Raw genomic sequence first — 22,105 nt, 5'->3', positions numbered from 1 at the left:
AGACTACCTTGGGAATAAACGATGCTGAATTCTAGGCCCTGAGGGCGCCCGGCGCCAGCGGCGAGGCCACTGGAATCGGTATTCCGGTAAATTTCGACCGCCGGTGTCACCGCGGTCCAATCTGTCGGAGCGCTCCGGTATACTGCCGCGCTTTGCGATTTCCACAGCGATTCTCGACCGCTGTTGCGGCACCATCCGGGGTATTTATGCTCGACCAGGCTCAACGCGTACTTAAAGACATCTTCGGCTACGACAGCTTCCGTGGTCGCCAGGGTGCCATTATCGAGCGCGTGGCCAGTGGCGGTGATGCACTGGTGCTGATGCCCACCGGCGGCGGCAAGTCCCTGTGTTTCCAGGTGCCGGGCCTGTTGCGCGACGGCCTTGCGGTCGTGGTTTCGCCGCTCATCGCGCTGATGGACGATCAGGTGGCAACGCTGGAAGAACTCGGTGTTTCAGCCGCCGCGTTGAACTCCACGCTCAGCGCCGAGCAGCAGCGCGACCTCGCTAACCGCATTCGTCAGGGCGAAATCAAGATGCTGTATCTGGCACCGGAACGTCTGGTCCAGCCGCGCATGCTGTCGTTTTTGCAAAACCTCAAGATCGCCCTGTTCGCCATCGACGAAGCCCACTGTGTGTCGCAATGGGGTCATGATTTCCGTCCTGAATACCTGCAGCTGGGCCAACTGGCCGAGCTGTTTCCGGACGTGCCGCGTATCGCCCTGACCGCCACGGCCGACAAGCGCACCCGTGAAGAGATCGTCGAGCGTCTGCACCTGCAGAACGCCGAGCGCTTTTTGTCGAGCTTCGACCGCCCGAATATTTTTTACCGCATCGTGCCCAAGGAACAGCCACGCAAGCAGTTGCTGGCATTTCTGTCCGAGCGGCGCAGCGACGCCGGCATCGTGTATTGCCTGTCGCGCAAGAAGGTCGAAGAGACCGCGGCGTTCCTCAGCGACAACGGTTACCCGGCCCTGCCGTACCACGCCGGCTTGCCCATCGAGACCCGCTCCGGCAATCAACGGCGCTTCCTTAATGAGGAAGGCCTGATCATGGTCGCCACGATCGCGTTCGGCATGGGCATCGACAAGCCCAACGTGCGCTTCGTGGCGCACATGGATCTGCCCAAATCGCTGGAAGCCTATTACCAGGAGACTGGCCGGGCAGGGCGGGACGGTCTGCCGGCCGATGCGTGGATGGCGTACGGTCTGCAAGACGTTTTAATGCTCAAGCAGATGCTGCAGAACTCCGAAGGCGACGAGCGTCACAAGCGCGTCGAGCAGCACAAGCTCGACGCGATGCTGGCGCTGTGTGAAGAAACCCGCTGCCGGCGTCAGTCGCTGCTCGCCTACTTCGACGAAATCATGCCCAACCCTTGCGGGCATTGTGACAACTGCGTCGACGGTGTGCAGACCTGGGACGCCACCGAACCCGCGAGACAGGCGCTTTCAGCGATCTATCGAACCGGCCAGCGCTACGGCGTCGGCCATCTGGTCGATGTGTTGCTGGGCAAGGAAAACGACAAGGTTCAAAGCTTCGGTCATCAGAAGCTGGCGGTGTTCGGTGTCGGCAAGAGCCGCAGCGAAGGCGAATGGCGTTCATTGTTCCGACAGCTGGTGGCGCGTGGTCTGGCCGACATCGATCTGGAAGGCTACGGCGGTCTGCGCCTGAGTGACAGCTGCCGACCGCTGTTGCGTGGCGAAGTCACCTTGCAGCTGCGCCGTGACCTGAAGCCGCAGACCACCGCGAAAGCCTCCGGCAGCCCGGCGAGTCAGCTGGTGCGCGGCGAAGAGCGCGAACAGTGGGAAGCGCTGCGTGCTTTGCGGCGCAAGCTGGCCGAAGAACATGGCGTGCCGCCTTACGTCATCTTTCCGGATTCGACCCTGCTGGAAATGCTCCGCAGCCAGCCGGGGACCATGGCCGAAATGGGTCGGGTCAGCGGTGTGGGCGCTCGCAAGCTGGAGCGTTACGGCGAGGCGTTCCTCGAAGTGCTCGGCGGTGCAGCACCGGCGCCGCGTGTCGTCACCGATGTACGGCACGAACTCATCAGCCTCGCCCGCGCCGGTATGACGCCGATGCAAATCGCCGGGCAACTGCAGTGCTCGGAGAAGAACGTCTACACGATGCTCGCCGAAGCGATTGGCAAACAGCAGCTTTCCCTGGATCAGGCGCTGGATTTGCCCGAGGACCTGATGACCGAGATTCAGGATGCGTTTCTCGACGGCGAAGGCGAGCTGCCCCCTGTTGCCGCCATTGCCGAACTGTTTACCGGGCGCGTACCCGAGGGCGTGCTGTATTGTGTGCGGGCGGCGTTGCAGTCGGAGTTTGAGGTCTGACCCGTCGCAACCTCGGCAGGCAGCACACTCAAATAATCCCAAGCAACCCGAAGGCATACCCGCCGCATCCCGGCACCTCCTCGCCGCTGCGACGAATCACCACGCCCGGGCGCTTGCCTCATCACTGTCTCCATGGTTAGCTGCCTATTAATTAGGATTCGCCTTTAACCATCGAGTTACCTATGCCGTTAACCGAAGAACATCGCTTTGGCATGCAACTGGCCCATATGTCCCGGGGCTGGCGCGCGGAGCTGGATCGCCGGCTGGCTGATCTGGGATTGTCCCAGGCGCGCTGGCTGGTGTTACTGCATCTGGCTCGTTTCAAAACGCCACCCACCCAGCGTGAACTCGCCCAGAGCGTGGGCGTTGAAGGCCCGACCCTGGCCCGGCTGCTGGACAGCCTGGAGAATCAGGGACTGGTGCTTCGGCAGGCGGTGCTCGAAGATCGTCGGGCGAAAAAGATCGTCCTCTGTGACACCGCGCGTCCGCTGATCGAGAAAATCGAAACCATCGCCACCGCCTTGCGCCACGAGTTGTTTGCCGGCATCGACGAAGAAGAATTGCTCATGTGCATGCGCGTTCATTCGAAAATCCTCGCCAATCTCGAAAAATCCTGAAAACCGCGCGAACGCCTGCGACAAATACATTGATGCGGGCGAAACATCCTGTTCTATTTGCACCCATACTGATGCTGCCCGGATGACGTGTCCGGGCATACGGAATGTGCAGGGAAGCCTGCCTCGTCTTCAAAAGGGTTCGCATGCTGAAGAGTTTTCAGGCCGGTAGTCGTCGTGAAAGGGGTGCGCCTCTTCGCGTTCAGTCGGATCTTCGTTCGGGTTTGCTCGCCATCGGGCTCGCCTCGGCCACGTTGCTGCACAGCTCCGTGGCGGCTGCGCTGGGTCTGGGCGATATCAGCCTGCATTCTGCGTTGGGGCAACCCTTTAACGCCGATGTCGAATTGATTGAAGCGGGTGGGATGAGTCCCGAGGAAATCGTCGTCGGGCTCGCGCCGCCCGAAGCCTTTGCCAAGGCTGGCGTGGAGCGCGTGTTCTTTCTCAACGACCTGCGTTTCACTCCGGTGATCCGTGGCAACCGCAGCGTGATTCACATCGAATCCCACAAGGCGGTCACCGAGCCGTATCTGAATTTCCTCGTCAGGCTGGTACGGCCGAACGGCGACCAGCTGCATGAATACACCGTGCTGCTTGATCCGCCGACATCGCCGACCGGGCTCGCCGCGACGCGCAGCCGTACTCAATCGCCAGCGGCCAGCGCGAAGAATGATGATTCGCGTCTGCCGGTCGCGCCGCCCCAGGCTCGACAGGGCAAGCACTACACGGTCGTGTCCGGCGACACGCTGGCGGGTATTGCCCGGCAGGTACAGGCGCCGGGCAGCAAGACCTCTTCTGCCGAGTTGATAAAAGGCGTGGTGGCGCTCAATCCGCAAGCGTTTCCCAATGGTGAGCGCAGCCAGTTGAAGGTCGGTCAGAGCCTGCTGCTGCCGGACAACGCCGTTGAACCGAGGACCGCCAATGGGTTTGCTGCAGGCAGCGGCACCTCGGCCGCAGCCTCCACCCCGGCGCCTGCCTCGGCGAAGCAGAACGCCAGCGATCAGTTGTCGGCGGCGGCGCTGGAAAACCAGCAGTTGAACAACACGCTGGACGACCTCAAGCAGCAAGTCCAGACGTCCACCGTCGAAGAGGCCGACAAGGACAAGCAGATCATCGAACTGCAGACCCAACTCGCCGAACTCAAGGCCCAATCGGCCAAGCCTGTGGCGGCGCCAGTTGCTCCCGCCCCCTCGACGGTGGTGACGACTCCAGCTGACACGACGGCGGCAACGCCGGCTGCACCCGCTCCGGTAGCCACTCCCGTACAAGCGCCGGTGCCGGTTGCCGCCGAGGATGACTTCCCCTGGACGTCGGTTCTGGCAGCGCTGTTGGTGATATTGCTGCTCCTCGCGCTGGCCTGGTCGGTGCGCCGCAACCGGATCAAAAATCAGCTGGCCCTCGAGCCTGTGCCGGTGGAACCGGTGGTCAGGTCTGCGGCCACGGTCACCCCGGTTTTCGAAGTGCCGGCGGTCACCCCGGCGCGTCCGGCTTCGTCAGCACCTGCCGGACAACGTCTGGCCGGTGCCGCCACTGACGCCCTGGATGGCGCGAGCATTTACATCGCCTACGGTCGCTTCGCCGAAGCACTGGCCATCCTGCGGGATGCGTTGGGCAAACAGCCCGAGCGCACCGATGTTCGCCTGCGCATTCTCGAACTGCTCGGCGAGCAGGGCGACATCGATGCGTATGACGAAGAAGAACGCGTGCTCCTGAGTCAGGGCGTCGACGCGCAGAAGCTTCAGGATATTCGCAATCGTTACCCGAAACTGAAGCCCGAGCCCGTGGTGCCCGCAGCGCCGTCCGCGCCAGTCGCGTCGCCAGCCATGACCTCGGCCGCAGCCTCCGCCGCGGCCCTGGGTGCTGCCGCGGTGCTGGCCAGCCAAACAGCCTCGGCCAGTCAGGCATCAGAAGAACCGCCGGCGCTCAGCCTGACGGAACCCACCCAGTTGGACGAAAATGCGGCCGCATCACTGAACCCGGTCGACCCTGCCGACGATTTCCAGCTCAATCTCGACGACCTCTCCATGGACGCCGACTGGGATCTGGTTGATCCGTTCGACAGCACGCCCGCCCCGCGCAAGCCCGCGCCTGTACTCGAAGCCGAACCTGAACTCGACACTTCATTCTCGTCCGACCTCACGCAGCTGCCCGAGGTGTTCGAGATGCCCGATGAGCAGTTCCTCAGCGACTTCGCCGAAGAGGAAACGCCGCCGGAAATGGACGTTCAGTTCGAAGCCGGTCCGGCAGTCATTGTGCAGAGCAACAGCGATCTGCTGGACGACGCTTTTCTCGACAGTTTCATGATCGAGGAGGGCGGCTTCGATCTGCTGAGTCTGGACGAAGAGCCGCTGAGCAAGATCAATGAGGCGCAGGTGCTGATCGATGAAGGCAATGTCGACGAGGCCCGTCGGCTGTTGCAGGAAGTGATCGACGGCTCCGACGACGGCCCGCAGCAAACCGCCCGTGATTTGCTGGCAGGGTTGGGCTGACCGATGTCTGCCAAGCCTGAAATCACCATCACCTACTGCACACAGTGCCAATGGCTGTTGCGCGCCGCCTGGCTGGCTCAGGAATTATTGAGCACCTTCACCGATGATCTTGGCAAGGTGTCATTGATCCCCGGCACCGGCGGTGTATTCCGCATCACCTGCGACGACGTGCAGATCTGGGAGCGCAAGGCCGACGGCGGGTTTCCCGAGGCCAAGGTGCTCAAGCAGCGCGTGCGTGACCAGATCGATCCGGCCCGGGACCTGGGGCACAACGATCGTCACGCCGGCCTGGATACCTGAGCGCGCATCGGGTCTGGGAAAGTGTTAATCGATATGTCGTGTCATCAAAGCTAAACACCGCCGTCATGTTCATATCACCGACCACGTCCACGCTTGGGAAAACCAAAGTGGAGGTGGTCCATGAGCATTGCCGAGAGCGTGAAACCCAGTCGTAAACAACGTGTCCGGACCTTGTGGATCTCTGACGTGCATCTGGGAACCCGCGACTGCCAGGCCGAACACCTCTCCGGATTTCTCAAGCAATACCACGCCGACAAGGTGTACCTGGTGGGCGACATCATCGACGGCTGGAAGATGCGCGGCGGCATGTACTGGCCGCAAGCCCACACCAACGTCATCCGCCGTCTGCTGACCATGAGCAAGCGCGGCACCGAAGTCATTTACGTCACCGGCAACCACGACGAATTCCTGCGCCGCTATTCAAAACTCATTCTAGGCAACATCCAACTGGTCGATGAAGCTGTGCATCTGACCGCCGATGGTCGTCGTCTGCTGGTGATCCACGGTGACCAGTTCGACGTCATTACGCGCTACCACCGCTGGCTGGCGTTTCTTGGCGATTCGGCCTACGAATTCACCCTGACCCTCAACCGCTGGCTCAACCACTGGCGCGCCAAATACGGCTGCGGCTATTGGTCGCTGTCGGCGTATCTGAAGCACAAGGTCAAGACTGCGGTGAATTTCATCAGCGATTTCGAGGAAGCCATCGCCCATGAGTGCGTCAAGCGCGGTCTGGACGGGGTGGTGTGCGGGCACATTCACCACGCCGAAATCCGTCAGGTGGGCGGCGTGGAATACCTCAACTGCGGCGACTGGGTGGAGTCCTGCACGGCGTTGATCGAGCACTGGGATGGCACGATCGAGCTGTTCCGGTTGGCCGATGCCCACGTCAAAGCCAAGAGCCCGGAAACAGCGCAGCCCGTAGGCGAGACGGTCTGAGCAGGCAGCTTTTACTCAAACCGTGGTGCAGCAAGGCGTCATGCGCGACGCCGACGAGTGCCGGTCAAAACGGTACTTTGCCCCTGAGCATGTCTGCGTACATGACGAAATCGCCGAGCAGGCTGTAGAGCGGATGCTTGAACGTGGCCGGACGGTTCTTCTCGAAAAAGAAGTGGCCGATCCAGGCGAAGGTGTAGCCCGCCAAGGGCAGTACCCACAACAATGTCCAGTGAGCGCTGAGCACGGCGAATGCCAGAATCAGGATGACCAGACTCGTGCCGATGAAATGCAAGCGTCGGCACGTGCTGTCCCGATGTTCGTGCAGATAATACGGATAGAAGTCTTCGAATCGGTCGAAACGCTTCACTGTTTCCACAAGGCTATGCTCCGGGCAGGGTATTGGTTGAGCTTAGTCGAGCCCCCACTGCCCGCCGCGACATTTCTCGGGGCTGCGCAGCTGACGTTGCCCGGCCCGCAGTGTTCTAGTGCCGCCAGAACGCCGGTATGCACAGCACCAGCACCGTGATGATTTCCAGCCGACCGAGCAGCATGCCCAGCGACAGAATCCACTTGGCGGCATCCGGCAGCGTCGAGAAATTACCCGCCGGCCCGATGGTTTCACCGAGCCCCGGCCCCACCCCTGACACGGTGCTGGCGGCGCCCGTCAGCGCAGTCATCCAGTCCAGCCCCAGCAGCGACAGCATCAGCGCGATCAGGCAGATGGTGAAGGTGAAGAAAAACGAGAAGGTCAGAATCGAACGCACGATCTCGTCGTCCAGCCGGTGACCGTTGTACTTCTGCTTGATCACCGCGCGCGGGTGGATCAGCTGGTGCAGGTTGGCGCGCAGCAGGATGTAGGCGACCTGAAAGCGGAAGATCTTCACGCCGCCCGCCGTTGACCCTGAGCATCCCCCGATGAACCCCAGGTAGAAAAACAGCATCAGCGCGAAGTTGCCCCACAGGCTGTAGTCCCCCAAGGCGAAACCAGTGGTCGTCACCACCGAGGTCACGTTCAGCGCGACATGGCGCAACGCGTCGTACCACGGGAGATCGGTCGTCGCCCAGTACCAGGCGGTCATCACCAGCCACATCACCAGCAGCAGGACGAGAAAACCCTGCACCTGTTGATCCTTGAGCAGCGCCCCGCGATTGCCCCGCAGCGTCGCCACATAGAGGGTGAACGGCAGGGCGCCGAGGATCATCACCACGATGGCCACCCAATGCACGGCGGGCTGCGGCCATTTCGCCAGTGACTGATCCGAGGTGGAGAACCCTCCGGTCGATATCGCCGACATCGCGTGATTGATGGCGTCGAACAGGCTCATGCCCGCCCACCAGAACGCCAGCGTGCCCAGCACGGTGATGCCGAGGTAAACAAGCACGATGAATTTGGCGACCATGTGCGAACGCGGCATGACTTTTTCGGAACGGTCCGACGACTCGGTCTGAAACAGGCGCATACCGCCGATGCGCAACAGCGGGAGAATCGCCACGGCCATGCCGATGAAGCCGATGCCGCCGAGCCAGTGCAGCAGCGATCGCCAGATCAGGATGCCGGGGGACATGGTGTCCAGACCGCTGAGCACGGTGGAGCCCGTCGCGGTGATGCCGGACATGCTTTCGAAGAAGGAGTCGGTGTAGCTGATGTGTTGGGTGAGCAGAAACGGCAGCGCCGCGAAGATGCAGACGATGACCCAGCTGCTGACCGTCAGCAGGTACATGTCCCGGGGCCGCAGGTGTACGTGTTCAGGTCGGCCCTGGCCCACCAGCGCCAGCCCGGACACGAAGGTAATCAGGCTCGACCACAGAAACGACGGCATGTCGGCGGTGCGGTGGAAGATCATCAGGGTGATCATCGGCACGACCATGGCGATGGCCAGGGTAATCAGGAAGATGCCGATAATGAAACCGATGATGCGGAGAGTCGGCAACGCCATGCAGTCGCTCTGATCAGGTAGTGAGAGGGCGGCCATTCTACTCGCGAGCCCGTTGGTGTAAACCGAGGCATTTCCGAGAGTGTTGTAAGTAATTGCCCCGGTTAATCGTTATTGAAGTTCAAGACTGCACCGAGGGCACTACAATGGCCCGTCATTTTTCCTGGAGACGACTTAATGGAAGCGCTCGACGTATTGCTTAATCGCGTGTCCGTGCCCCGCTTGATCGAACCCGCCCCGGACGCCGAGCAACGCGAGATCCTCTTCGGCGCAGCCCTGCGCGCGCCTGACCATGGCGTCTTGCGGCCTTATCGATTTCTGACCGTCGAAGGCGACGCACGCAACCGCATGGGCGAACTGCTGGCCCAGGCATTGATCGACAAAGGCGGCGATGTTGAGGCCAAAGCGCTGGACAAGGCCCGTAACGGACCGTTGCGCGCGCCCTTGGTGGTCGTGGTCATCGCCAAGTTGACTGACCACTTCAAAGTGCCGAAAAAGGAACAAGTGATCACCGCAGGGTGCGCTGCCCACGGCATCCTCCTGGCCGCTTATGCGATGGGCATTGGCGCGGTCTGGCGCTCGGGGGATTTGTCCTACTCCCGCCACGTCGCCGAAGGGCTGGGGCTGACAGCCGAAGAAGAAGTCGTCGGCTTTCTGTACCTCGGCACGCCGCAAAATCCGCCGCGTGAACCCGCGAAGCCGGAGGTTGCTGGTTTTGTGAGCGCGTGGGAGGGGTAACAAACTGGTTTCATCCCGCTATAAGCGCCGGCCCCGATCTGTAGGACTGGCTTTAGCCGGGAAGGCATTAAGCGTTACACCGCAAAACTGAGGTGTACAGACAGGCCTCTTCCCGGCTGAAGCCGGTCCTACCAGTCACCGCACCCATTCAGCCGGAGCGGCTGCGAACAGGGAATCAACCGTGCAAAGCGGTTAACTCGCGCGGCACGACGATGCTGGCCACGAATCCGCCCTGCGGGTGATTGCCCAGCACCAGCGTTCCGCCGTGCTTCTCGGCGGCGCGTTTGGCAATGGCCAGGCCGAGCCCGTAGCCCGGCGCAGTCTGGTTGGGCGCGCGATAGAACGGCTCGCCCAACTGCGCCAGATGCTCCGGATTGGCGCCGGGGCCATGGTCCCGCACGGTGAGCCGCCATTCATCCCCCTCAAGGGTTGCGCTCAACTCGATCGGCTGACCCACCGGATTGAAGCGCAGCGCGTTGCGCAGCAGGTTATCCAGCGCCCGTTCCAGCACGCTTGGCCAGCCCTGCAACTGCACCCCTGGCTGCACCGACACCGAAACCGTCTGCTCGCCGCCGCCCATCTCCGTCTCGGCCTGCAGATGATGCAAAAGTCCCGACACATCCACCGCCGTGGCGCTGCCCATGTCGGCGTCCAGTCGTGCCAGCGCCAGAATTTCGCTGATCAACTCTTCCAGCCGGTCGCACTCACGGGTCAGGCGCGGCCACAGCTTGTCGCGCTCCACCGGTTCTGCGCGTTCGGCGAGGGCCAGGGCAATCCGCAGCCGCGCCAGGGGAGAGCGCAGTTCATGGGAAACGTCGCGAAGCAGCTGGCGCTGGCTGCTGATCTGACTTTGCAGGCGGGCACCCATGCGGTTGAAGTCGTTCGCCAGCACGCCAAATTCATCACGGCGGTTGGCCAGTTGCGCCAGGCTGTTTTGCTGGTAGGTGGTCTGGCCGAGGTCATGCACCGCGCCGCGCAGACGGCTTAGCGGGCGGGTGATCGACAGCGTCACCATCAGGCTGAACAACGTCAGCACCACCAGCGCGATGCCCAGCGCGCTCAGCGGCCAGACCAGACTGTCGCGGTGCCACGCGTCCAGCTCCGGATGTGGGATCCGGTAAATCAGCAGGTAGGTTTCACCGGTTTTTTCACTGGTGTATTCGGAGGTCAGTCGCCGCCACGGCAGTGGTCGTGTGTCGTCATTCTGCCGCTCTTCAAAAGCCGCCGCGCGGGGCGGGAAGGTGCCGGGAATCACCGCTTCGCCGCTGTCGTTGAGCACCTGAACGTCGATGTGGTATTTGCGCTTGAGGTCTTGCAGATAATCCTGGGCGGATTTCTCGCCTTTGTCCTCGTACAACTCGACCCACTTCTGCGGCAAGTTGTGCAGGCCGGGATGACGGCTGAGAATCCAGGCGTCCTGATTGAGGACATGGCCCATCAGGATCGACAGGCCCGCTACCAACGCGATCGCAAGCCAGAAGCTCGCCAGGATTCTCCAGAACAATGAACGCACGTGCTGCCCTCGACCCGGTGTGTCAAAAAGAAAACCCGACACGCCGGGGAGCGTGTCGGGTTGGGGGAAGTGTAATGCCGCGCCAGCAGGCAGTTACTGGGTTTTTTGCGCTTTCTGCGCTTTCCACGCTTCGAACTCGGCGCGATCCGCACGGCGCTGGGCTTCATCCTTCTGGATCTGGTCGAAGGTCTTCTGTTGCTCTGGCGTCAGCAGGGCGCGGATGCCGGACTGGGTTTTGGCCCGGGCAGCTTCCTGTTCATCCATCATCGCCTTCTGGTCGGCGGGCGACAGCTTGGCCAGGTACTTCTGGGTGATCTCGGAGCGGCCGCGCCACTGATCGCCCATCATCTGGTCGACTTGCTGACGTTGTTCCGGGGTCAGGTTGAGTCTTTCCATCGGGCCGTGGCGATGATGCATGCCAGGTCCTTCAAAGCCAGGACCGCCAGGGCCACCCATAGGGCCAGCTTCTGGAGTCATGGCCATTGCAACGGTAGGCAGGGCTGCGGCGAACATCAAAGCCATCAAAGTCTTGCGCATGGTGAATCTCCTTGTCTCGATTTCGGCTCTGTGCCGGTTGAGGCCAGTTTAGGGAGATCAAGGTCAAGCGAGGTCAGGCGTCGGTAAAGCTTGGGTAAAGGCGGTGCGTTCCGATGTTTACGTAAGGGGCAATTGCCGAGTGCGCGCCCAGCTGTAAGCGGCAAGCCACAAGCTTCAAGCCAAAAAGCAGTCCGGCGTCGCTGCCGATGCTGTTGCTTGTGCTGTCGCTGTTGCTTGCAGCTTGCAGCTGCCTCGTCAGAGGCTGTAATAATACCCGCGGCTGCGCAGGGCAACGATGCGCGGGCGGCCGTCGGCGTGGGGGCCGATCTTCTTGCGCAGGTTGCTGACGTGCATATCAAGGCTGCGGTCGTAGAGGGTCAGTTTGCGGCCCAGGGCCAGTTGCGCCAGCTCCTGCTTTTCCAGCGGTTCACCGGGCTGGCCGAGCAAGGCCTCAAGCAGACGCGCTTCGGAGACCGTCAGGGTGAATTCCTGCTCGTCAATCGTGACCACGCCCCGTGCGGGACTGAAGCACAGATCACCCAGTTCGATTTGCGACGATACCGCCGTCGGATGGCTACGGCGCAGCACCGCGCGCAGACGCGCTGTCAGTTCGCGAGGATCGCAGGGCTTGGCCAGATAATCATCGGCGCCCAGCTCCAGACCCAGAATGCGGTCCAGCGGTTCGCCGCGCGCCGAGAGCATCAGCACGGGAAGGTCGGGGTGATCGGTGCGCAATTGTTTGAGCACTTCCAGACCGCTGCCGTCGGGGAGCATCACGTCCAGCACCACCGCAGCGGGTGCGGATTCGGCAAGCGCTTTGCGCGCGCTCTGGCCATCGTGGCAGGCACGCACTGCGAACCCTTCCTGACTCAACCAACTGCTCAGGAGCTCACACAGCTCCTGGTCATCATCAATAAGTAACAGCTCGCTCATGACTCACTCATTTAGCCATTGCCGACGACGTCGACGCCGGCCGCTGGCAAAGATACCGCACTGGAGGGCCACCCTGGCTGCGTGACCCCTCGTGACAAACCATTATTGTTCGGTCAATACCCACAAGGCATGACCGCCCGTGCCTCTTTGAGCCGCAGTCAAAGCCTTTGGTTCTAGCAACTTATCGGCAGGGCAGTGCGTAGGGTGAACTTCAGAGGGCGGGTGAAGGCGGTCCGGCCCGGTGTACAGAGCCGGGCGCCTGACAGACGTTTCAGGGCAGGACTTGCTTGAACGGTTTGACGATCACGTCAGCGTAGACACCCGCTGCCACATAGGGATCCGCCTCAGCCCAGGCCTGGGCGTCCTTGAGGGACTCGAATTCGGCGACGATCAGGCTGCCGGTAAACCCTGCAGTGCCCGGGTCGACGCTGTCTACCGCAGGCATCGGGCCGGCGAGGACGATGCGCCCTTCGGCCTTCATGGCGTTCAGGCGCTCAAGGTGCGCAGGGCGCGCGGCCAGGCGTTTTTCCAGCGAGTTGGCGACGTCGGTTGCCACGATTGCATAAAGCATGTCAGTCCTCTCTTTTTTTGTTTGTTGGCTGGGTTGACGGATCGGTGTCATGGATGTGGCGAGCCAGGTAGATGCCCTGGCCGACCAGGAACAGCAGGGTCATGCCCAGGCTGCCGAACACCTTGAAGTCGACCCAGAATTCTTGATAGGTAAACGCCACATAGAGATTGGCCGCGCCGCAGAACAGGAAGAACACGATCCAGGCGATGTTCAGTTTGGTCCAGACCGCCTGCGGCAGGGTCAGCGCGTGGCCCATGATGCGTTGAATCAACAGACGATCGCCGATGAAGTGACTGCCGGCGAAGATCAGCGCGAAGACCCAGTTCACCACCGGGGCTTTCCACTTGAGGAAGGTTTCGCTGTGGAACGCCAGGGTCAGGCTACCGAACACGAGGCAGGCAATCAGCGTCAGCCACTGACTTTTTTCCAGTTTGCCCTGACGGACATAGAGGACGCCGTAAACCACGAGGGAACTGGCGATCAGCATCGCGGTGGCGCTGTAAATCCCGCCTACCATGAAGCTGTGGCCAAGGACATCGACGGCTTGCGGGCTGATTTTGTAAACGATGAAGAACAGGATGAGCGGGATGAAGTCGATGAATTGTTTCACAGTAAGAGCCAGAAGCTGGATGTGACGGCATAATAACAAACATCAATGACTGCGAAAGCGCCCCTATGAACGTCGATCTGCACTGCCACAGCACCGCTTCCGATGGCGCCCTTGCGCCCGCGGTACTCGTCGCGCGTGCCCACGAGCACGGCGTGAAAGTCCTCGCACTCACCGACCACGACACCCTCGAAGGCCTCGCCGAGGCCCGTGCTGCGGCGCTTGCGCTGGGTATGCAGCTGATCGACGGCATCGAATTGTCCTGCACCTGGGGCGGTGCCACCATCCATGTGCTGGGCTATGGGTTCGATGTGGACGCCCCGCAATTGCGTGAGGCGATCGAGCAATTGCACACCGGCCGCTGGTTGCGGGCCGAAGAAATAAGCCGCAAGTTGGCGATGAAAGGTATGCCCGGCGCGCTCGAAGGTGCGCGTGCGGTGCAGCAGGCGCTGGGCGACAGCGGTAATGCGCCGGCCCGGCCGCACTTTGCCGACTTTCTGGTCAACCAGGGGTTCGTCAAGGACCGCGCCGAAGCGTTCCGCAAATGGCTCGGTGCGGGCAAGCTGGGCGACGTCAAGCAACACTGGCCGACCCTTGAGCAAACGGTGGCGACCCTGCGCGCCGCCGGGGCGTGGGTCAGCCTCGCGCACCCTTCGCATTACGATTTCACCCGCAGCAAGCGTCGCAAGCTGGTCGCCGACTTCATTCAGGCCGGCGGCCACGCCATAGAAGTGGTCAACGGCCTGCAGCCTGCCGATCAGGTCGGCAGTCTGGCGATTCTGGCCCGTGAGTTCGGTCTGCTGGTCAGTGCCGGCAGTGATTTTCATGCCCCAGGCGCATGGTCTGAAATCGGCGTTTATCGCCCATTGCCCGAAGACCTGCCGCCCCTTTGGTGTCGGTTCAAACATGACCAGCCTACTGCCGTCTGAACAGGAAATTACCGTGAGTCAATTTTTCCAGGTCCACCCGGAAAACCCGCAAGCGCGCCTGATCAAGCAGGCCGTGGAAATCATCCGGGCGGGCGGTCTGGTGGTTTATCCCACCGATTCGTCCTACGCATTGGGTTGCCAGATGGGCGACAAGACGGCCGTCGAGCGCATCCGTCGCCTGCGTCAACTCGATGACAAACACAATTTCACGCTGATGTGCAGCGATCTGTCCCAGCTGGGGTTGTTCGCCAAGGTCGACACGGCGGCGTTTCGCGTGCTCAAGGCGCACACGCCGGGGCCGTACACCTTCATTCTCGGCGCCACACGTGACGTACCGCGTCTGGTCCTGCACCCCAAGCGGCGCACCATTGGCCTGCGCGTGCCGGGTCATCCCATCGCGCAGGCGCTGTTGCAGGAACTGGGTGAGCCGCTGATGAGCGTCAGCCTGATCATGCCGGGCGAGACCATTCCGATGAGTGACCCTTACGAGATGCGCGGGATTCTCGAGCATCAGGTGGACCTGATCATCGACGCAGGCGAGGGCGGCATCTCGGCCTCGACCGTGGTCAACCTGACCGATGGCGAGCCCCAAGTGGTGCGTGTGGGTTGCGGCGATCCGACGCCGTTCGGGGTCGAAGTCGAGTGACCGAGGCGCAAACGCTGGAGGCTCAGACCGACGCTCACATCGACCCGCAGGCCAACGCCCAGCAAGAGCTGCCGTTTGCCATGGTCTACGGTCAGGCCGTCACACAGATGCCGGTCGACCTGTACATCCCGCCGGATGCGCTGGAAGTGTTCCTCGAAGCTTTCGAGGGCCCGCTGGACCTGCTGCTTTACCTGATTCGCAAACAGAACATCAACATCCTCGACATCCCCGTGGCGGAAATCACCCGTCAATACATGGGTTACGTCGAACTGATGAAAACCGTGCGCCTGGAGCTGGCCGCCGAGTATCTGGTCATGGCGGCCATGCTTGCCGAGATCAAATCGCGGATGCTCCTGCCGCGCTCGGAAATGGCCGAGGAAGAAGAAGGCGATCCCCGCGCCGAACTGATCCGTCGCTTGCAGCAATACGAGCGGTTCAAGGCGGCGGCAGAAGGCATTGACCAGCTGTCCCGCGTGGGCCGCGATGTACTGGTGCCCCGGCTGGAGGCGCCCGAAGCGCGGGTGCGCAAGTTGTTGCCGGACGTCGCCCTCGAAGAGCTGTTGATGTCGATGGCCGACGTGCTGCGCCGTGGCGACATGTTCGAAAGTCACCAGGTCAGCCGCGAAGCACTGTCCACCCGCGAGCGCATGAGTGATGTGCTGGAGCGCTTGAAAGGCGCGGGTTTCGTGCCCTTCGCCGAGCTGTTCACGGCAGAAGAGGGGCGGCTGGGCGTGGTGGTGACGTTCATGGCGGTGCTGGAACTGGTCAAGGAGCAACTGGTGGAGCTGGTGCAAAACGAAGCCTTCGCCGTTATTCATGTGCGGGCGCGAGCCGAATAAAGAGCAAGAGCTGATCAATGAACCTGAATGAACCCCGCGATCTGGCGCCGTTGCTCGAAGCGTTTCTGCTCGCCTCCGGAAAACCGCAGTCCCTGGAGCGTCTCTACGAGCTCTTCGAAGAGGGCGAGCGGCCCGAACCGCCGGTGTTCAAAAAAGCGCTGACGTTGCTGGGCAAGTCCTGCGACAACCGCGCCTTTGAGCTGAAAGAAGTCGCCACCGGCTATCGCTTGCAGATCCGCGAGAAGTTTGCGCCCTGGGTCGGGCGTCTGTGGGAAGAACGCCCGCAGCGTTATTCGCGCGCCCTCCTGGAAACCATGGCGCTGATCGCCTATCGCCAGCCGATCACCCGGGGCGAGATCGAGGACGTGCGTGGCGTCGCGGTCAACACCAACATCGTCAAGACCCTGATGGAGCGCGAATGGATCAGGATCGTCGGCTACCGCGACGTGCCCGGCAAACCCGCGATGTTCGCCACCACCAAAGCCTTTCTTGATCACTTCAACCTGAAAAACCTCGACGAACTGCCGCCACTGGCCGACCTGCGCGAGATGGAAACCGAGCCGGTGCTTGAATTCGACGACGCACCTGTGCCCGCGCACTTGCAGGCGTTGGCCGATGCCAGCCTGCCACTCGATGCTGACGCAGAGCCTGAGGCGCCCCGGGATGAGACCAGTTTCCGCAGCTTGTTGGCCGAGCTGGATACCATGGAGCAGGGCCTGAAAATCGACTTCGACGATTTATTGCTCGATGAGGCCGATAAAGAGTCTGAATTGGAAGAACCGCCGCAGGACGATGAAGATCCGCGGTGACGAACGCTGTGGCAGGACGATGCGCAGCGCCCAATTCCTCATTCAGGCGAACCCATGAGCACCAAGAATCCCTGCATCAGCCTCTGCAAATTCGACGATGATATTTGCCTGGGCTGTGGTCGCAGCAAGCGCGAGATCAAATCCTGGAAGAAGATGGAGAAGGACGAAAAGCGTTCGGTGCTCGCCGAATCGGCGCTGCGGCTGATCAAGCTCAAGGGCGCCAGTCGGCGGAAAAAGAAGTCAGCCTGAATTTTTCATCTAGTCTCTGATGCGCAACGCGCGTCAGGCGCGTATGATTCGCGACCTTTTGGCGATCCACACGCGCCAGGGATTTCAGTTTTCCGCCCGTTCCGCTTCAGAGCTGTTCTGATCCGGAGCTGCTTTCGTCCAGAGAGCCGGGCCACAGGCCATGCCCACTCGCGCATGCCCTGATTCGACACACCGGGAGGTGCCCAGATGAGTGAACAAGACAAGCAAGACAAAGAGATCGGCCCAGCAGGCGAAAAACTGCAGAAGGTTCTGGCGCGCATTGGCGTCGGTTCCCGTCGCGACGTTGAAGCCTGGATCGGCGAAGGCCGCATCAAGGTCAACGGCGTTCAGGCCACTCTGGGTCAGCGCGTCGATCTGCATGACGCCATTACGGTCGACGGTCGCGTGATCCGCCGCGAAGAAGCCGCCGAGACCGTTCGCCGCGTCGTCATGTACAACAAGCCGGACGGTGAAATCTGCACCCGTGACGACCCTGAAGGCCGTCCGACCGTGTTCGATCGCCTGCCGCGCCCGAAAGAAGGCCGCTGGATCAACATCGGTCGTCTGGACATCAACACCACCGGGTTGCTGATGTTCACCACCGACGGTGAACTGGCCAACCGCCTGATGCACCCTTCGTTCGAAATGGACCGCGAGTACGCCGTGCGCGTCCGTGGCGAAGTCGACGACGACATGCTGGCGCGCCTGAAGGCTGGCGTGGTGCTGGAAGACGGTCCGGCGCGTTTCACTGACATTCAGCAGGCGCCGGGTGGCGAAGGCTTCAACCACTGGTACCACTGCGTGGTCATGGAAGGCCGCAACCGCGAAGTTCGTCGGTTGTGGGAATCCCAGGGTTTGGTGGTCAGCCGTCTGAAGCGCGTGCGTTTCGGTCCGGTGTTCCTCAACTCCGATCTGCCGATGGGTCGCTGGCGCGAAATGAGTCAGCAGGAAGTCGACATTCTCAGTGCCGAGGTCGGCCTGACGCCGGTCGCGATGCCGCAGATGACCGCCAAGACCAAAGACAAGCTGGAGCGTTTGCAGCGCCAGTCGTCCCGTCCGTTGGGCAAGGGCGAGCGCGTGCGTCAGGTTCGTCCGGCCAAAGATGCAGTGTCTTCGGACCGTCCGGCCCGTGAGCCACGTCTGGCGGATGGCGAGCGCCCGGCGCGCAAGCCTGCGGAAAACGGTCGTCCGGCGCGCACCCCGCGTCCGGCCATCGGTGGTCGTGGCGACACTGCCCGTGGCGGCAATCCACGTGGCGACAGCGCGCGTAGCGAAAACGGTCGCGGCACGCCGGTCGCGGAACGCCCGAGCGACATGAACAAGCGTCCCGCCAAGCCGAAGCCTTCGCGTCCCGGCATCGGTCTGGTGGACGACAAGACCCCGTCCGGCAAACGCCGCGGCCCGCCAAGCGGCACTGGTCAGCGCCCGGGCTTTGGTCGTCGCAAGCCCGAGTAATGGCCTTGTGAAGCAGTAATCGCGGTCTGAAGTACAAAAAACGCCAGTCGAGAGACTGGCGTTTTTTTTATGCGCGCTTGGGAGTCAGACGACGTAGGCAGTGCCGTCGAACACCACGCGCTTGTCCACGGCCAGTGAGCCGCTGTTGAATATCAGGTCCATGTGGTGGCTGCCTTTGGCACCGCCACCCAGTCCCAGATGCAGTCCGCAATGGCGCTCCTCGAAACCCGCATTGCGCGCGTACAGCTGGCTGACACCTTCGTTGGTGCCGATCCCCAGTTCTTCGATGCGCCGGTTCGAGGGATTGGCGTCCAGGTATTTATTGAAGTCGTGCTCCAGCCCCGGCACGTCGGTGGCAATGCGGGTGATGGTGGAGTTCTCGATCCACAATTCCAGTGGCGACTCGATGATCCCGTACTTGCGCGCGAAGGGTATGGTGCTGAGAAAGGTGCCGAGGAACCGCACATGACCGTTGATGGATTCGCTGTGGGTGGCGATCTCACCGGGAGCCAGGTCGTAGTTACCGACGCCGTTGATGTTGGTCCACTTCTTCAATTCGCGCAGCGGCGCCTCGAAGTACGAGCCGTGATCGTCGCTGAAGCTGAGGGTCTCGCCTTCGTTCATGGTATCGATCAACGCCGCATTCAACTGCGCGATGCGCTCGGGCTCAACGCTGAACGTGTCGTAGAAATAATCGCCGTAATCTTTGAACAGCAAAGACTTTTTCCACTGCGCCGACATCACCTCTTGCAGCTGACGAATGAACGGCGGTCCCTCGGCGCGGGGATTGGGCAGCGTTGAGGAATCGTAGAACAGGACGAAGAGATCGGAGTCGGTGATGGCCTCTGATAGCTCGCTGACCGGGGTCGTGTCCAGCGGCAATGTGCTGAACCGGAAGACATCCCGCGCCGTCGAGTTCTCGGCGATGCCCTCGATGAGACGGCGGTATTCCGCGGTGTGCGCCAGTAAGACTTGGGGGGTGTGAATGCCGGTGACGGCGGGATGGTGTTGCAGGTAGTAGAGGAAATGTTCGATTGCGCTGCTGTTATCCATAGTGCGCTCCGCATCCGGATGCTCGAAACAAGAGGGCGAACGCGTTAGCCACGTTCGCCCTTCAGCTGTTTTAGAACGGCCACATCGCGGTGCCAAACGGCACCACAGCGTCAGCCTGCATCATCTCCACAGCGGCATCATGAGTCGGTGCTTCAAACCAATCGTCCAATTGCAGTTCTTCTTCCAGAGCCAGTTCAACTGTTTGCATAGGTGAATCTCCTGAGAATGACGTACTTGCCGAATGCAGCGAGGACGGAAGGACAGAGCCCTGGGTCCTCGTCATGGAAGCACACTGACCTTCGTGGCCAGCAAGCACTGAAAAAACTAGTTCAATAGTCAGACTGTTGCAAAATAAAAATCGACCGGCAAATGCTGGCACTTCGCCGGACTTATTGAAACTTGCAGCGAAAACAACGTTAGGGAGCTTTTGATTTCGGTGAATTATTTTTGCGACAGAATTGTGTCGGAGGTCGGTATAGAACAGCTTCCCGGCTGAAGCCGGTCCTACAAAAGCACCGGTCGAATTAGGTGGGAGCGGCTTCAGCCGGGAATTCTTTCGCCGCCAAACGCCATGTGAGCGGTGTACAATGCGCGCCCGTTTTTTCTGTGATCCACCGGCGTATGGACGCCAACCCCTCGGGGTTACCCACTCCGTTTCCCTCCGCCGCGTCATGAGCGCGTCGGGTTCGATTCCGTCACAGACAAGCGCGCCAAGGTGGTTTGCCAATGAGTGAAAACATGTCCCATTCGGGTGACTTGAAGCGTGGTCTGAAGAACCGTCACATCCAGCTGATCGCCCTCGGTGGCGCGATCGGCACGGGGCTGTTCCTAGGCTCGGCAGGGGTGCTGAAGTCCGCAGGCCCGTCGATGATCCTTGGCTACGCCGTCTGCGGCTTCATTGCTTTCATGATTATGCGACAGCTCGGCGAGATGATCGTCGAAGAGCCGGTGGCTGGGTCGTTCAGCCATTTCGCCCACAATTACTGGGGCGGTTTTGCCGGCTTTCTGTCGGGCTGGAATTGCTGGGTCCTCTACATTCTGGTGGGCATGTCCGAACTGACCGCCGTCGGCAAATACATCCAGTACTGGTGGCCGGAAGTCCCGGCGTGGGCCTCGGCTGCCGTGTTCTTCGTGATGATCAACGTCATCAACCTGGCCAACGTAAAAGTCTTTGGCGAGGCTGAATTCTGGTTCGCGATCATTAAGGTGGTGGCGATTCTGGGGATGATCGCCCTGGGCAGCTATCTGCTGGTCAGCGGCGAGGGTGGCCCACAAGCGTCGGTCAGCAACCTGTGGGATCGGGGCGGCTTCTTCCCCCATGGCGTGAGCGGGCTGGTCATGGCGCTGGCGTTCATCATGTTCTCGTTCGGCGGGCTGGAAATGCTCGGCTTCACCGCAGCCGAGGCGGACCAGCCGCGGACCATCATTCCCAAGGCGATCAATCAGGTCATTTATCGGATTCTGATTTTCTACATCGGCTCGCTGGTGGTGCTGCTGTCGCTGACGCCGTGGGACGCCTTGCTGATTGATCTCAATGCGTCCGGCGATGCCTACAGTGGCAGCCCGTTCGTGCATGTGTTCTCGATGCTGGGCAGCACGACGGCGGCGCATATTCTCAACTTCGTCGTGCTGACGGCGGCCTTGTCGGTCTACAACAGCGGCACCTATTGCAACGCGCGCATGCTGTTCGGCATGGCCGAGCAGGGCGATGCGCCGCAGTCACTGGCGCGGGTCGATGGCCGGGGTGTTCCGGTGCGGGCGATTCTGGTGTCGGCGGCGGTGACGCTGATTGCCGTGCTGCTCAACTACCTGATGCCGCAAAACGCCCTTGAGCTGCTGATGTCCCTGGTGGTCGCCACTCTGGTCATCAACTGGGCGATGATCAGCTATTCGCACCTCAAGTTCCGCCAGCACCTGACCCGGGTCGGCCAGCAGCCGCTGTTCAAGGCGCTGTGGTACCCGTACGGCAACTACGTCTGTCTGGCGTTTGTGGTGCTGATTCTGGTGATCATGCTGATGATCCCCGGTATCCGGATTTCGGTGTACGCGATCCCGATCTGGCTGGCGGCGATGTGGGTGTTTTACGTGATCAAGAACAAGCGCCGGGCCAACAGTGAGTCAATGGCCCAGCGGACGTCGATCATCAAATAAGGCGAGAGCCGCCGGTGACGTCGCGGCGGCTTCGACCAGGAACTGGATTGCCATGCTGATCATCTCCAACAACATCCATCTGCCGGACGGCGACGTCGAGCTGACCGCCATCCGTGCCCAGGGTGCGGGTGGTCAGAACGTCAACAAGGTGTCCAGCGCCATGCATCTGCGTTTCGACATCAACGCCTCGTCGCTGCCGCCGTTCTACAAGGAACGCCTGCTGGCGCTGCGTGACAGCCGCATCACCAGCGACGGCGTGCTGGTGATCAAGGCGCAGCAATACCGGACGCAGGAGCAGAACCGTGCCGATGCGCTGGAACGCCTGAGCGAGCTGATCATCAGTGCGGGCAAGGTGGAGAAGAAGCGCCGGCCGACCAAGCCGACCCTGGGCTCGAAGACCCGCCGGCTGGAATCGAAAACCAAGCGCGGGTCGATCAAGGCAGGGCGGGGCAAGGTCGATTTTTGAGTG

Annotated in this window: 23 protein-coding genes and 1 pseudogene; 14 read left to right on the top strand and 10 right to left on the bottom strand. The window is 61.5% G+C overall.

From position 1 onward, the window contains the following. Positions 1 to 206 precede the first annotated feature (206 nt). From recQ to M1E04_RS18285, 5 genes are all read left to right on the top strand, one after another. Positions 207 to 2,333 (top strand): DNA helicase RecQ, encoded by a 2,127-nt coding sequence (gene recQ / locus M1E04_RS18305; RefSeq protein ID WP_456291828.1) that lies wholly within the window; start codon positions 207 to 209, stop codon positions 2,331 to 2,333. Between the two features lie 182 nt (positions 2,334 to 2,515). Then, on the top strand, positions 2,516 to 2,950 hold the full coding sequence (locus tag M1E04_RS18300; protein ID WP_065986915.1) for a MarR family transcriptional regulator: 435 nt from the start codon (positions 2,516 to 2,518) through the stop codon (positions 2,948 to 2,950). A gap of 143 nt (positions 2,951 to 3,093) precedes the next feature. Then, positions 3,094 to 5,433, top strand: a complete 2,340-nt coding sequence (locus tag M1E04_RS18295) for a FimV/HubP family polar landmark protein (RefSeq protein WP_456291827.1) — start codon at positions 3,094 to 3,096, stop codon at positions 5,431 to 5,433. Between the two features lie 3 nt (positions 5,434 to 5,436). Further along, on the top strand, positions 5,437 to 5,733 hold the full coding sequence (locus tag M1E04_RS18290; RefSeq protein ID WP_065986919.1) for a SelT/SelW/SelH family protein: 297 nt from the start codon (positions 5,437 to 5,439) through the stop codon (positions 5,731 to 5,733). Between the two features lie 120 nt (positions 5,734 to 5,853). Next, entirely contained in the window at positions 5,854 to 6,672 is an 819-nt protein-coding gene (locus M1E04_RS18285) for a UDP-2,3-diacylglucosamine diphosphatase (protein ID WP_456291826.1), read from the top strand. Between the two features lie 64 nt (positions 6,673 to 6,736). On the opposite strand, the gene M1E04_RS18280 is transcribed toward M1E04_RS18285, so the two are convergent. Both M1E04_RS18280 and M1E04_RS18275 read right to left on the bottom strand, forming a co-directional pair. Next, positions 6,737 to 7,048 carry an Mpo1-like protein gene (locus M1E04_RS18280; RefSeq protein WP_192135453.1) on the bottom strand — a complete coding sequence of 104 codons (312 nt, stop codon included), beginning with the start codon at positions 7,046 to 7,048 and terminating at the stop codon, positions 6,737 to 6,739. 106 nt (positions 7,049 to 7,154) lie between these two features. Next, positions 7,155 to 8,609, bottom strand: a complete 1,455-nt coding sequence (locus M1E04_RS18275; RefSeq protein ID WP_065986924.1) for a TrkH family potassium uptake protein — start codon at positions 8,607 to 8,609, stop codon at positions 7,155 to 7,157. A gap of 174 nt (positions 8,610 to 8,783) precedes the next feature. On the opposite strand from M1E04_RS18275, the gene M1E04_RS18270 reads away from it, so the two are divergent. Next, complete coding sequence (locus tag M1E04_RS18270) at positions 8,784 to 9,344, top strand: NAD(P)H nitroreductase (RefSeq protein WP_065986926.1); 561 nt, start codon at positions 8,784 to 8,786, stop codon at positions 9,342 to 9,344. Positions 9,345 to 9,519: 175 nt separating this feature from the next. Here the strand turns inward: M1E04_RS18270 and M1E04_RS18265 are convergent, their stop codons facing one another. The 6 genes and pseudogenes from M1E04_RS18265 to M1E04_RS18240 all read right to left on the bottom strand — a co-directional run bounded on the left by M1E04_RS18265 (position 9,520) and on the right by M1E04_RS18240 (position 13,508). Then, the gene (locus tag M1E04_RS18265; protein ID WP_192135451.1) at positions 9,520 to 10,857 is read right to left on the bottom strand and encodes a sensor histidine kinase; all 1,338 of its coding nucleotides are present in this window, start codon (positions 10,855 to 10,857) and stop codon (positions 9,520 to 9,522) included. A 93-nt stretch (positions 10,858 to 10,950) separates the two neighbouring features. Further along, complete coding sequence (locus M1E04_RS18260; RefSeq protein WP_369318804.1) at positions 10,951 to 11,394, bottom strand: Spy/CpxP family protein refolding chaperone; 444 nt, start codon at positions 11,392 to 11,394, stop codon at positions 10,951 to 10,953. A gap of 255 nt (positions 11,395 to 11,649) precedes the next feature. After that, positions 11,650 to 12,327: a response regulator transcription factor gene (locus M1E04_RS18255; RefSeq protein ID WP_065986934.1), complete on the bottom strand. Its 678-nt coding sequence runs from the start codon at positions 12,325 to 12,327 to the stop codon at positions 11,650 to 11,652. A 3-nt stretch (positions 12,328 to 12,330) separates the two neighbouring features. Then, positions 12,331 to 12,429, bottom strand: a pseudogene (locus M1E04_RS18250) (translation initiation factor 2); the annotation flags it as partial. A gap of 169 nt (positions 12,430 to 12,598) precedes the next feature. Further along, positions 12,599 to 12,898, bottom strand: coding sequence for a YciI family protein (locus M1E04_RS18245; RefSeq protein WP_192135447.1), 300 nt, complete (start codon positions 12,896 to 12,898; stop codon positions 12,599 to 12,601). A gap of 1 nt (position 12,899) precedes the next feature. Then, positions 12,900 to 13,508, bottom strand: a complete 609-nt coding sequence (locus tag M1E04_RS18240) for a septation protein A (protein WP_192135445.1) — start codon at positions 13,506 to 13,508, stop codon at positions 12,900 to 12,902. 65 nt (positions 13,509 to 13,573) lie between these two features. Between M1E04_RS18240 and M1E04_RS18235 the strand changes: the two genes are divergently transcribed. From M1E04_RS18235 to rluB, 6 genes are all read left to right on the top strand, one after another. Further along, a complete protein-coding gene (locus M1E04_RS18235) occupies positions 13,574 to 14,434 on the top strand; it encodes a PHP domain-containing protein (RefSeq protein WP_192135444.1) in 861 nt (286 codons plus the stop codon). Positions 14,435 to 14,447: 13 nt separating this feature from the next. Further along, the gene (locus M1E04_RS18230; RefSeq protein WP_108121457.1) at positions 14,448 to 15,080 is read left to right on the top strand and encodes an L-threonylcarbamoyladenylate synthase; all 633 of its coding nucleotides are present in this window, start codon (positions 14,448 to 14,450) and stop codon (positions 15,078 to 15,080) included. 140 nt (positions 15,081 to 15,220) lie between these two features. Next, positions 15,221 to 15,919: a segregation and condensation protein A gene (locus M1E04_RS18225; RefSeq protein WP_163022142.1), complete on the top strand. Its 699-nt coding sequence runs from the start codon at positions 15,221 to 15,223 to the stop codon at positions 15,917 to 15,919. A 17-nt stretch (positions 15,920 to 15,936) separates the two neighbouring features. After that, positions 15,937 to 16,728, top strand: coding sequence for an SMC-Scp complex subunit ScpB (gene scpB / locus M1E04_RS18220; protein WP_065986944.1), 792 nt, complete (start codon positions 15,937 to 15,939; stop codon positions 16,726 to 16,728). 54 nt (positions 16,729 to 16,782) lie between these two features. Then, positions 16,783 to 16,977: a DUF1289 domain-containing protein gene (locus M1E04_RS18215; RefSeq protein WP_065986946.1), complete on the top strand. Its 195-nt coding sequence runs from the start codon at positions 16,783 to 16,785 to the stop codon at positions 16,975 to 16,977. Between the two features lie 207 nt (positions 16,978 to 17,184). Then, positions 17,185 to 18,432 (top strand): 23S rRNA pseudouridine(2605) synthase RluB, encoded by a 1,248-nt coding sequence (rluB, locus tag M1E04_RS18210; RefSeq protein WP_065986948.1) that lies wholly within the window; start codon positions 17,185 to 17,187, stop codon positions 18,430 to 18,432. Between the two features lie 84 nt (positions 18,433 to 18,516). Here the strand turns inward: rluB and M1E04_RS18205 are convergent, their stop codons facing one another. After that, positions 18,517 to 19,485: a leucyl aminopeptidase gene (locus M1E04_RS18205; protein WP_456291825.1), complete on the bottom strand. Its 969-nt coding sequence runs from the start codon at positions 19,483 to 19,485 to the stop codon at positions 18,517 to 18,519. A gap of 70 nt (positions 19,486 to 19,555) precedes the next feature. Further along, complete coding sequence (locus M1E04_RS18200) at positions 19,556 to 19,693, bottom strand: hypothetical protein (protein WP_163022139.1); 138 nt, start codon at positions 19,691 to 19,693, stop codon at positions 19,556 to 19,558. A gap of 518 nt (positions 19,694 to 20,211) precedes the next feature. Between M1E04_RS18200 and M1E04_RS18195 the strand changes: the two genes are divergently transcribed. Continuing rightward, entirely contained in the window at positions 20,212 to 21,636 is a 1,425-nt protein-coding gene (locus M1E04_RS18195; protein WP_065986952.1) for an amino acid permease, read from the top strand. 52 nt (positions 21,637 to 21,688) lie between these two features. Then, complete coding sequence (arfB, locus tag M1E04_RS18190) at positions 21,689 to 22,102, top strand: alternative ribosome rescue aminoacyl-tRNA hydrolase ArfB (protein ID WP_410934562.1); 414 nt, start codon at positions 21,689 to 21,691, stop codon at positions 22,100 to 22,102. The last annotated feature ends 3 nt before the right edge of the window (positions 22,103 to 22,105 follow it).

The sequence above is a fragment of the Pseudomonas sp. AK106 genome (assembly GCF_053903055.1).
Note: the sequence above shows the minus strand (reverse complement) of the source record. Positions and strands in the feature narration are given on the sequence as shown.

Excerpts from the sequence above, each read along its gene's own strand:
- recQ (WP_456291828.1), top strand. The coding sequence starts at position 207 with ATGCTCGACCAGGCTCAACGCGTACTTAAAGACATCTTCGGCTACGAC.
- M1E04_RS18300 (WP_065986915.1), top strand. The coding sequence starts at position 2,516 with ATGCCGTTAACCGAAGAACATCGCTTTGGCATGCAACTGGCCCATATG.
- M1E04_RS18295 (WP_456291827.1), top strand. The coding sequence starts at position 3,094 with ATGCTGAAGAGTTTTCAGGCCGGTAGTCGTCGTGAAAGGGGTGCGCCT.
- M1E04_RS18290 (WP_065986919.1), top strand. The coding sequence starts at position 5,437 with ATGTCTGCCAAGCCTGAAATCACCATCACCTACTGCACACAGTGCCAA.
- M1E04_RS18285 (WP_456291826.1), top strand. The coding sequence starts at position 5,854 with ATGAGCATTGCCGAGAGCGTGAAACCCAGTCGTAAACAACGTGTCCGG.
- M1E04_RS18275 (WP_065986924.1), bottom strand. The coding sequence starts at position 8,609 with ATGGCGTTGCCGACTCTCCGCATCATCGGTTTCATTATCGGCATCTTC.
- M1E04_RS18270 (WP_065986926.1), top strand. The coding sequence starts at position 8,784 with ATGGAAGCGCTCGACGTATTGCTTAATCGCGTGTCCGTGCCCCGCTTG.
- M1E04_RS18260 (WP_369318804.1), bottom strand. The coding sequence starts at position 11,394 with ATGCGCAAGACTTTGATGGCTTTGATGTTCGCCGCAGCCCTGCCTACC.
- M1E04_RS18255 (WP_065986934.1), bottom strand. The coding sequence starts at position 12,327 with ATGAGCGAGCTGTTACTTATTGATGATGACCAGGAGCTGTGTGAGCTC.
- M1E04_RS18245 (WP_192135447.1), bottom strand. The coding sequence starts at position 12,898 with ATGCTTTATGCAATCGTGGCAACCGACGTCGCCAACTCGCTGGAAAAA.
- M1E04_RS18235 (WP_192135444.1), top strand. The coding sequence starts at position 13,574 with ATGAACGTCGATCTGCACTGCCACAGCACCGCTTCCGATGGCGCCCTT.
- scpB (WP_065986944.1), top strand. The coding sequence starts at position 15,937 with ATGAACCTGAATGAACCCCGCGATCTGGCGCCGTTGCTCGAAGCGTTT.
- M1E04_RS18215 (WP_065986946.1), top strand. The coding sequence starts at position 16,783 with ATGAGCACCAAGAATCCCTGCATCAGCCTCTGCAAATTCGACGATGAT.
- rluB (WP_065986948.1), top strand. The coding sequence starts at position 17,185 with ATGAGTGAACAAGACAAGCAAGACAAAGAGATCGGCCCAGCAGGCGAA.
- M1E04_RS18205 (WP_456291825.1), bottom strand. The coding sequence starts at position 19,485 with ATGGATAACAGCAGCGCAATCGAACATTTCCTCTACTACCTGCAACAC.
- M1E04_RS18200 (WP_163022139.1), bottom strand. The coding sequence starts at position 19,693 with ATGCAAACAGTTGAACTGGCTCTGGAAGAAGAACTGCAATTGGACGAT.
- M1E04_RS18195 (WP_065986952.1), top strand. The coding sequence starts at position 20,212 with ATGAGTGAAAACATGTCCCATTCGGGTGACTTGAAGCGTGGTCTGAAG.
- arfB (WP_410934562.1), top strand. The coding sequence starts at position 21,689 with ATGCTGATCATCTCCAACAACATCCATCTGCCGGACGGCGACGTCGAG.